Genomic DNA, 9,005 nt, shown 5'->3' with positions numbered 1-9,005 from the left:
ATCATTCGGAAACGGTCGAGCCATAACTTCGCCACCGGTCGGGATCATTGCCCGGCCGATGGCGCGGGCGCGGTGGGGGCCGCAGGCGTCTGAGCCGAACCCTCTCGCGCGCGTCAGGCGCGCCTCACGGACGCTGCATGAACCCGGTCGAGGCTGAAGCCGGCAACGGACAGGCGGTCGCGGCGGCGCGGACCCGGGCCCATGCCCGGGCGTATCGCCACAGCGGACGCGTGCGCACCATGCGCCGCATGATTCCGGTGGTCGCCGGGGGCTCGGTGGCGCTGCTGCTGGGGTACCTGTTCAATCCTTTCGCGGCCCAGCTGCCGGGTGTCTCGGTCGGTCCGGTGACGCTGGCGGGCTCGAAGGTCCGCATGGAGAATCCGCGGCTCTCGGGCTTCCGCCAGGGAACGCGCGGCTACGAGGTGACGGCGGACGCCGCCCTGCAGGACGTCCGCAAGCCGAGCCAGATCGAGCTGCAGCAGATGCGCGGCCACATCGCCACCGACGATCAGGGCGGCATCGCCCGGCTCTCGGCGGTGTCGGGCCTGTTCGACACGGCCCGCGAGGCGCTCGACCTGAAGGACGACATCCGGATCTGGACCGACAAGGGCGAGGAGGTGCGCCTGCGCTCGGCCGCCGTGGCGTTCAAGACCGGCGCCATCAGCTCGCAGGAGCCTGTCACCGTTTCGAGCCCGCGGGCCACCGTGAAGGCCGACACCCTCGACGTCGTCGAGAACGGCAAGCGGATCTCCTTCGTGGGCAAGGTCCAGGTGGTGATCCTCAACGAGGATCAGGCCGAGAAGCCGCAGGCCCGCATCCTGACGTCGGACGCCCAAGCCGCGGACGGTGCGCGATGAGCGCCGCCCGCATCGTCTGGGCCGCCCTGGCGGCGGGGCTGGTTCTCGCCGGCCCGGCTTTCGCTGAGAAGTCCGCGCGGAAAGATTCGCCCTTCGGGAATATCGGGGGCGGAGGCAAGGACCCGATCAAGATCGACGCCGACCGGCTCGACGTGTTCGACCGGGAGAACAAGGCGATCTTCGCCGGCAACGTCGTGGCCGTGCAGGGCGACAGCACCATCCGGTGCTCGACCATGACGGTCACCTACAAGCGCGGCAAGGACGCGCCCGGCAAGGCTGCCAAGGGCGAGGCGAAGGAGGAGGGGGCCGAAGCGGCGCCCCGGAATCCCGCCGAGAACGGGATCCAGAAGGTCGATTGCGCCGGTCCGGTGACGGTGGTGCAGAAGGATCAGGTCGCCACCGGCGACCATGCGGTGTTCGATCAGGACGCCAAGCGGATCGTGCTGACCGGCAATGTCGTCCTGAGCCAGTGCCAGAACGTCACCCGCGGCCAGCGGCTCGTCTACGACATGAACACCGGGCGCGCGAACATGGACCCGGTGGCGGGCGGCCGCGTCTCGGCCCTGTTCGTGCCCGGCGAGAAGTCCGACGCCAAGGACGGCAAGGCGAAGGGCTGCACGCAGCCGCCGCCCAGGCCGAAGGCGCAGGTCGATTGAGCGGCGCCGTGGCGTTCCAGGCTGGCCCGCAGGACCCGGCGGGCCGAACGAGCTGGCTCGGCCGCCTGTTCGGCCGGCGCGCGCGGCAGCCGGACGCGGCCGAGGCCGAGGGCTGGTCCGCGGCCGAGGCGGGCGGCCTCGGCATCCTCAGCGTGAGCGGCCTGCGTAAGAGCTACGGCGCCCGCACGGTGGTCCACGAGGCCGGGCTCACCGTCCGCACCGGCGAGGCCGTGGGACTGCTGGGCCCGAACGGCGCCGGCAAGACCACGATCTTCTACATGATCACCGGGCTGGTGGCGGCCGATCGCGGCCACATCACCCTGGACGGCCTGCCGATCACGCACCTGCCCATGTACCAGCGGGCGCGGCTCGGGATCGGCTATCTGCCGCAGGAGGCCTCGATCTTCCGCGGGCTCACCGTCGAGGACAACATCCGCGCGGTGCTGGAGGTGGCTGAGCCCGACCGCAAGGCGCGCGCCCGCAAGCTCGATTCCCTATTGGAGGAGTTCGACATCGCGCGCCTGCGCAAGTCGCCCTCGATCGCGCTCTCGGGCGGCGAGCGGCGACGCTGCGAGATCGCCCGGGCGCTCGCCTCCTCGCCGACCTTCATGCTGCTGGACGAGCCCTTCGCGGGCATCGACCCGATCGCGGTGGGCGACATCCAGGATCTGGTGAAGCACCTGAAGCAGCGCGGCATCGGCGTGCTGATCACCGACCACAACGTCCGCGAGACGCTGGGCCTGATCGACCGGGCCTACATCGCCCATTCCGGCCGCATCCTCACCGAGGGCACGCCGGAGGAGATCGTGGCGAACCCGGATGCGCGGCGCCTGTATCTCGGCGAGGATTTCAGGCTTTAGGCCGGACTTCGCCATTACGAGGGGAGCGAAGACGGGGCGGAGGCGGCCGCGCCTCACCCCTTCCAGTTCTTGAGCGCCGCGAACGGGCTGTCGGAACCCGCGGGCTTCTCCGGGTTCAGCACCGGCTCCACCTGCGCGATCGCGTCCGCCATCGAGAAGGCCGAGCCGCTCTGGAGCCGGCCGCCCGCCGCGTCGCGGTGGCCGCCGCCGCGGAACAGGCGGGCGCCGTCGAGCGCCGTGCCGTCGTTGGAGCGGAACGACAGCGTGCCCATCCGCTGGACGTTGACCACGCGCTTGGCGCGGCCCGCATCCATGATCAGGTCGGAGACCCGCTGGAAGGTGCCCGAATCGAGGGCGAAGGACAGGAGCGTGCCGTCCTTCAGCGGGCGGAACAGGGCGTCCGAGCGGGCGAGGGCCCGGGCGAGGCGCATGCGCGTGGTCAGCGTCGGATCGTCGTCGGGCGCCTCGCGCAGCAGGGCGTCGACCACGCCGGTGCGGATCTCCGAGGCGCGCCGCTCGAGTTCGGCCGGGTTGGCGCCGTCCCGCAGGGACGCGGCGGCCGCGAGCAGGATGTCGGACACGAACCGGTCGTGCCAGGGATGACCGACCGGCACGTAGCTCGACACGACTTCCCAGAACAACTCGTCCAGGGCGAGCCCGCCGCGGAAGGCCGGGCTTTCCTTGCGCCAGAGGTCGACGGCATCGACCGCGGACAGCAGGCTCGACAGGTCGGTCGCGGGTTCGTGCGTGGCGAACAGGGCCCGGTGTTCGAAGGTCATCCGCGTGGCGCAGATGTCGTCCTCGATCAGCACGGCGATCTCGGGATCGCCCAGATCGATCCGGTGGAGCGCCGGGCGCGCTGCATCGGCGGGTCGCCTCCAGGCCCAGCCGGCGCATCTGGTCGAGGGACGAGGCGTGGTGGTCGAGGACCACGAGGCGGTGCTTCTGCCCGTCCTCCCGGCGCCGGTTCATCGCGGCGAACTTCCTCAGGCCCGCGATGGTCTGCTCCTCCAGGCCGAGATCCGTCATCAGCAGGATCTCGCGCTCCGCCGCGCGGCCGAGACGCTTGATCTCGTCCTCGAAGACCGGGCCGACATCGCTGTAGCGGGGCACGTGGACGACGCGCTCGACCGTGGCGCAGGCGGCGGCGACCGTGGAGGCGCCGTAGCCGTCGAGGTCGTGGTGGGTGATCTGGATCAGGCGCAACGGTCCGGACTCGAAGGATGACGGAGCGGCCGGTCTACGACGCCCGGCGCCGCGAGGCGAGGGGTAGCGGACCTTCCGTCCGGCCGCGTTCGGTGCAGAATGGTGCCGGGCCGCCACGAGTCGCACAGGACCGGCCGGCCACGGAGACCCTCAAGGGGCCCGCCATTCCGGGAGGATACGATGGCCTTGGCCGCAACGCCGCGCGTGCGCCGCATCCAGACGATCTCGCTTGCCCTTCTCGTGACGGCGGGCGTGGTTAACTACGTCGACCGGGCCACCCTGGCGGTGGCCAACCCGCTGATCCGGGAGGATCTCGGCCTCTCGATCCCCGAGATGGGCTTGCTGCTCTCGGCCTTCCTCTGGGCCTACGCCTTCGCACAACTGCCGGCCGGTGTGCTCGCCGACCGGTTCGGACCGCGCCTGACGCTGACGCTCGGCCTGACCTGCTGGTCGTTCGGCCAGATGCTCGGCGGCGCGGTGACGTCGTTCTGGCAGTTCGTGAGCGCGCGGATCGTGCTCGGCATCGGCGAGGCGCCGCATTTCCCGACCTGCGCCCGGGTCTCCCGCGACTGGTTCAACATCCGCCAGCGCGGCACCGCCACGGGGATCTGGAACTGCGCCTCCTCGCTCGGGACCTTCCTGGCCCTGCCGCTGCTGACCTTCCTCATGGTGAGCTTCGGCTGGCGGGCGATGTTCGTGATCATGGGGGCGGTCGGCCTCGTGCTCGCCGCGATCGTCTACGGGGTCTTCCGCAACCCGCGCGAGACCGACCTGACGCCGGGGGAGCGCGCCTTCCTGGAAGAGGGCGATGCCCCGAATGCCAGCCGCCCGGTCACCTGGAGCGCGTGGCGCCGGCTCTTCGGGTTCCGCACCAGCTGGGGGATGATCGTCGGCTATTTCGGCTGCATCTACATGACGTGGCTCTACACCGCGTGGCTGCCGAGCTACCTCGAGATCGAGCGGCACTTCACCCTGCAGAAGACCGGCCTCGTCGGCTCGATCCCCTTCGCCTTCGGCGTGCTCGGCGGGATCCTGGGCGGCCGCGTGGTCGACATGCTGGTCCGCCGGGGCGTCGACCCGATCCGCAGCCGCAAGATCCCGATGGTCGGATCCCTGGTGGCGACCGCCGCCTGCACGGTCGTGGCGGCCCTGACGCCGAGCGACACCCTCGCCATCGCCTGCATCTCGGCCTCGCTCTTCCTCGTCTACGTGAGCTCGTCGTCGGCCTGGGCGATGGCCTCCGTGGCGGCGCCGGCCAGCTGCACGGCGTCGCTCGGCGCGATGCAGAATTTCGGCGGCTATATCGGCGGCGCCCTGGCGCCGACCGTGACGGGCTTCATCGTCGGCGGCACGGGCCATTTCTCGATGGCCTTCATCACCGGGGCGGTGATCGCCCTGGTGGCGGCGCTCGGCTACTGGACGCTGATCCGGGATCCCATCGCCGACGAGGCGCCGGAGGGTCCGGTGGTCGGTCAATTCAGGGCCGCGCGATGAGCAGGCGGACGGTCTCCGCTGACGTCACCCCCGCAGGTTCGGCGCAGCCAGGATCAGGTCCCGGAGATGCGTGCGGGCCGTGAAGCTGCCGCGCATCAGGTCCACGAAGGTGGCGGCCGGTCCGTCCCAGTCGTGGCGCGCGGCATGGGCCCGGGCGGCGGTCGCGTCGAAGGGCAGCCGCCCCTCGATCGCCGCGCCCATCAGTTCGGCGAGCCGATCCACCCGGTCGGGGGCGTCGGGGTCGAAGTAGCTCGCCGCGCTGCCGCCGGCCTCCGGGATGGCCGTCAGGCTCGAGGCGATGACCGGCGTCCCCCGGGCGAGGCTGTCGAGGACCGGGATGCCCCAGCCCTCGCCGCGGCTCGGGAAGACCAGGGCGGCGGCCCGGGCGTAGAGGTCGGAGAGCCCCCGGTCGTCGATGCCGGCGATGTGCACCGCGTCCGGCGTCCGGGCAAGGCGGTCCAGGGTCTCGGGCCGCTCGCCGTCACCCTTGCCCACCACGATGAGCCGCGCCGCGCCCTCCGGCAGCCGCGCGAAGGCATCGAGGACGAGACCGAGATTCTTCCTCGGCTCCAGCCGGCCGACCATAAGCAGGTACGGCCGCCCGTCCGCAAGCGGGGTCCGCTCCGAGACCGCCTGCGGCGGGGTCGAGCCGCAGCGCACCTCGGCGATGCGGTGGCGTTCGATGCCGTAGACCTTGGCGATGGAGTCGCGGCTGTATTCGGAAATGGTCAGAACCAGCTTGGCGCGCCGGGCCGAGAGCCGGGTCAGGATCTTGTTCCGCCAGCGCATCGACCAGGGAAAGAATTCGGGGTGGGTCTCGAACAGGATGTCGTGGACCACCACCACCTGCCGGTCGCCCGGCACCAGCGGCGGGGCGATGTAGGTGGTGAGCAGCGTGTCCAGGCGATCCCGCAGGAACAGCCACGGCCAGACCAGGGTCAGCCGCACGGTCGCGGGGACCCGCGGCAGCCGCCGGTGCTCGATGTTGTCCCCCGAGACGATGCGGGCGCAGGCCTCCGGATCGCCCGAATAGACCACGTAGGTGGCGTCGGGGTGCTGGGCGGCGGCCCGGCCGATGATGTTCACGAGCCAGGTCCGGCTGCCCTGCGGCTTGCCGGTGAGCACGTGCGCGTCGACGCCGATGCGAAGCATATCAAGGGCTCCTGTAGGCGCCGAAGGTCGGGGCCTCCCCGGGGGCGTAGGCCCGGCCGGCGATGTCGCGGGTGGCGCCGAGCGGGATGCCGGCGCGGGCGGGGGCGGCGGTCAGGGCGAGGCCGCCGGTCATCGGGCTTGCAGGATCGCGGAAGGCGGGCGTGCCGGTGAGGTCGGGCCCCTGGCCGTTGAGCGGCAGGCTCGTCCCGTCGCCGGTGGCCTGATTGCCCCAGCGGTAGAGCGGGGCGCCGACGGCGCTGCCGAGGAAGTTCGGGCCGATCGCGTTGTTGTTGTCGGTGGTGGTCGCCTCGACCACGATCGCGGCCACGTTCGGCCGGGTCGCGTAGGCGATGTTGTTGATCACCCGGTTGTTCGACGTGCGGTCGACCTGCTTGGTGTAGTCGGAGGCGAGCACGATCTCGCCGCGATAGACGTGCTTGCCGCCGGAATCGCGCATGTTGCCGGTGGTCGTATTGTTCACCACCGTGTTGGAGCCGGCGTCGAACAGGTTGATCCCGGCGCCGTCATTGTCGGCCGCGACGTTGAACGCGACGATGTTGTCGTCACACCACTGGTCGATCTGGATGCCGTTGCCGTCCTGGCCGGTGGTCTCCTTCTGGCCGGTGACGATGTTGTACCGGATGGTGTTGCGGTCGCCCGCGTCCTGGGCGGCGTCCTTGGCGTAGACGTGGATGCCGGAGGTGCCCGACATCCCGACGCCGTTGCCCGAGACCCGGTTGCCCTCCACCACGTAGCCGGAGCCGTTGATCTCCATCCCGTGGATGCCGTTGCCGGTCACGGTGTTGTCGAGGATGTAGCTCGGGTCCTCGGGGGGCGCGTTGATGACGTCGACGGCGACGCCGTGGGTCTGGTTGCCGGAGAGGGTGTTGCCGGTGATCCGGTGCCCGGCGCCCGCGCCGTCGCCGATCCAGATGCCGAGGCCGGACCGGGACACGGTCGAGCCCGCGACCGTCACGTGGCTCGACCCCCGGCGGATGATGAAGCCGGAATTCACCGCGCCCTGCACGGTCAGGCCGGTGACCGTCACGTAGGCGGCGTTCTCGAACACCACCGAGTTGGACAGGCGCGGTTGCGTGCCGGTTTCGGCCGCCACCGTGACCGGCGCGGCCTCGGTCCCGCGGGATCCGATGAAGACGACGTCGCCATAGCTGCCGCCGCGGACCAGCACGGTCGAGCCGGGGCCGAGGGTGGCGAAGGACACGTCGGCGAGGCGCGCCACCGTGGTGTAGCCGGGCTTCGTGCCGCCGGCGGGATCGACCAGGATGTTCTGCTGCACCTGCGCACCGGCCGGGCCGCAGGCGGCCAGGACCGGCAGGACCAGCGCCGCGAGGGCGCTGCCGAGGATCGTGCGGGGCTGTCTCATGCCGCGAGCGCCCGGGCGATGGCGAGCCGCTTGCGCCGCTGGAACAGCCGGCGCCACACGCTGCGGCCGGCCTCCGGGCTGATCCGCGTCAGCGCGCGGGCCGCCATCTGCCAGCCGGGCAGCAGGGCCTGCGGCATCGCGAGGTCGGCAACCCGGTGGCGTGCCGCCGCGCCGAGCGGCGGCGGCCCGACCAGGCCGAGCCGGCCGAGATCCGCGACGAGGTCCGGGCGCTTGCGGTACCACAGCACCAGGGCTGCGCCCTCGCGCTCTGCGATGCGCAGATAGGCCGCCTCGTCCAGGAGGTGATGGTGATAGCCGAGCGCCTCGGGGGCGTAGAACAGGCGCATGCCGCGCCGGGCCAGCCGCTCGCCGAGCTCGATATCCTCGTGCCAGAACAGCTTCGGGTCGAAGCCCCCGGCCTCCTCCAGGAAGCCCCGGTCGACGCTGACGTTGCAGGTCAGGAACGCGTCCCAGCCGACCTCGTCGCGGCCCGCGAGCGCATCGTAGGAGGCGTCGTGGTGAAGCGCCGAGAACGGCGAGAACGGCAGGGCCGGGTCGATGGTCATGCGCCCGAGGATCGCGGTCCTCCGTCCCCCCCGCCGCGCATGGGCGCGCCGGTGCGCCTCGACGAGGCCCGGCACCGGGATGGTGTCGTCGTTGACGATCAGGAGGCGCTCGCCCCGGGCCGCCGCAATGGCGCGGTTGCGGGCGGCGTTGGCGCCGGCATTCTCCTGGCGCAGATGGACCACCGGGATCCGGGCCGCGGCGACGGCGCGGTCGATGACCGCTCCGGTGCCGTCCGTCGAGCCGTCGTCGCAGACCACGATCTCGAAGGGCGCGTCCGTCTCCTGCCGATCGAAGGCCCAGAGGCACAGGCGCAGCGTGTCGGCGCGGTTGTAGGTCGGGATGATGACCGAGAGCACGGGATCATCGCTCATGACGAGGCTTCCGGAAGCGGGAGGGGGAGGGGATCGGTCGGGGGGCGGCGCAGGCACAGCCACCCGACCAGGGCGGCCGAGACGGCCGCGACGGCGGGGACCGTCCCGGGCGCCAGCGCGGCGGGGCCGGCCGCCCAGGCGAGGGCGGTGAGGAGGCCCGGCGCAGCCAGGATCGGGATGTCCGCCAGCGCCAGGGGCGGTCCGGCCTGCCGCCAGAAGGCATGGGCCAGCACGAGGAGCATCGCGGCCTCCGCGAGCAGCGCCGCGAGGGCCGCGCCGAGCAGGGAGTTCCAGGGGATCAGCAGCGTGCAGGCGATGAGGTTGGTGGCGCAGGCCGCCGCGCTCCCGCGCACCGCGAAGCCGGTCCGCCCCAGCGGCACGAGGCCCCGCGAACGGATCGTGGCCGCGATCAGCAGGACGCTCATCCCGGTGGCGATGCGCCACACCGGGACGGCGCC

At 71.8% G+C, this 9,005-nt stretch carries 8 protein-coding genes and 1 pseudogene; 4 read left to right on the top strand and 5 right to left on the bottom strand.

Going from position 1 to position 9,005, the window contains the following annotated elements:
- Positions 1-137 precede the first annotated feature (137 nt).
- Genes lptC through lptB form a run of 3 tightly spaced genes read left to right on the top strand, consistent with a single transcriptional unit; the run spans position 138 to position 2,373 of the window.
- Positions 138-857 (top strand): LPS export ABC transporter periplasmic protein LptC, encoded by a 720-nt coding sequence (gene lptC, locus I53_RS12055; RefSeq protein WP_043350977.1) that lies wholly within the window; start codon positions 138-140, stop codon positions 855-857.
- Positions 854-1,513, top strand: coding sequence for an LptA/OstA family protein (locus I53_RS12050; protein WP_043350975.1), 660 nt, complete (start codon positions 854-856; stop codon positions 1,511-1,513). The genes lptC and I53_RS12050 overlap by 4 nt, the downstream gene beginning before the upstream one ends.
- A gap of 8 nt (positions 1,514-1,521) precedes the next feature.
- On the top strand, positions 1,522-2,373 hold the full coding sequence (gene lptB, locus I53_RS12045) for an LPS export ABC transporter ATP-binding protein (protein WP_374701317.1): 852 nt from the start codon (positions 1,522-1,524) through the stop codon (positions 2,371-2,373).
- 53 nt (positions 2,374-2,426) lie between these two features.
- On the opposite strand, the pseudogene I53_RS12040 reads toward lptB, so the two are convergent.
- Positions 2,427-3,579 (bottom strand): annotated as a pseudogene (locus I53_RS12040) (dimethylmenaquinone methyltransferase).
- 180 nt (positions 3,580-3,759) lie between these two features.
- On the opposite strand from I53_RS12040, the gene I53_RS12035 reads away from it, so the two are divergent.
- Positions 3,760-5,073 carry an MFS transporter gene (locus I53_RS12035; RefSeq protein WP_043350971.1) on the top strand — a complete coding sequence of 438 codons (1,314 nt, stop codon included), beginning with the start codon at positions 3,760-3,762 and terminating at the stop codon, positions 5,071-5,073.
- A 24-nt stretch (positions 5,074-5,097) separates the two neighbouring features.
- On the opposite strand, the gene I53_RS12030 is transcribed toward I53_RS12035, so the two are convergent.
- The 4 genes from I53_RS12030 to I53_RS12015 all read right to left on the bottom strand — a co-directional run.
- Complete coding sequence (locus I53_RS12030) at positions 5,098-6,225, bottom strand: glycosyltransferase family 1 protein (RefSeq protein WP_043350968.1); 1,128 nt, start codon at positions 6,223-6,225, stop codon at positions 5,098-5,100.
- A 1-nt stretch (position 6,226) separates the two neighbouring features.
- Positions 6,227-7,609, bottom strand: coding sequence for a right-handed parallel beta-helix repeat-containing protein (locus tag I53_RS12025; RefSeq protein WP_043350967.1), 1,383 nt, complete (start codon positions 7,607-7,609; stop codon positions 6,227-6,229).
- On the bottom strand, positions 7,606-8,547 hold the full coding sequence (locus I53_RS12020; RefSeq protein ID WP_043350964.1) for a glycosyltransferase family 2 protein: 942 nt from the start codon (positions 8,545-8,547) through the stop codon (positions 7,606-7,608). Before I53_RS12020 ends, I53_RS12025 begins: the two co-directional genes overlap by 4 nt.
- The coding region (locus I53_RS12015; protein WP_043350962.1) for a polysaccharide biosynthesis C-terminal domain-containing protein at positions 8,544-9,005 on the bottom strand (462 nt) is incomplete at its 5' end. The genes I53_RS12015 and I53_RS12020, both read right to left, overlap by 4 nt.

Source organism: Methylobacterium sp. B1 (assembly GCF_000333255.1).
Taxonomy (GTDB): Bacteria; Pseudomonadota; Alphaproteobacteria; order Rhizobiales; family Beijerinckiaceae; genus Methylobacterium; species Methylobacterium fujisawaense.
This window is presented reverse-complemented; position numbering and strand designations above follow the sequence as displayed.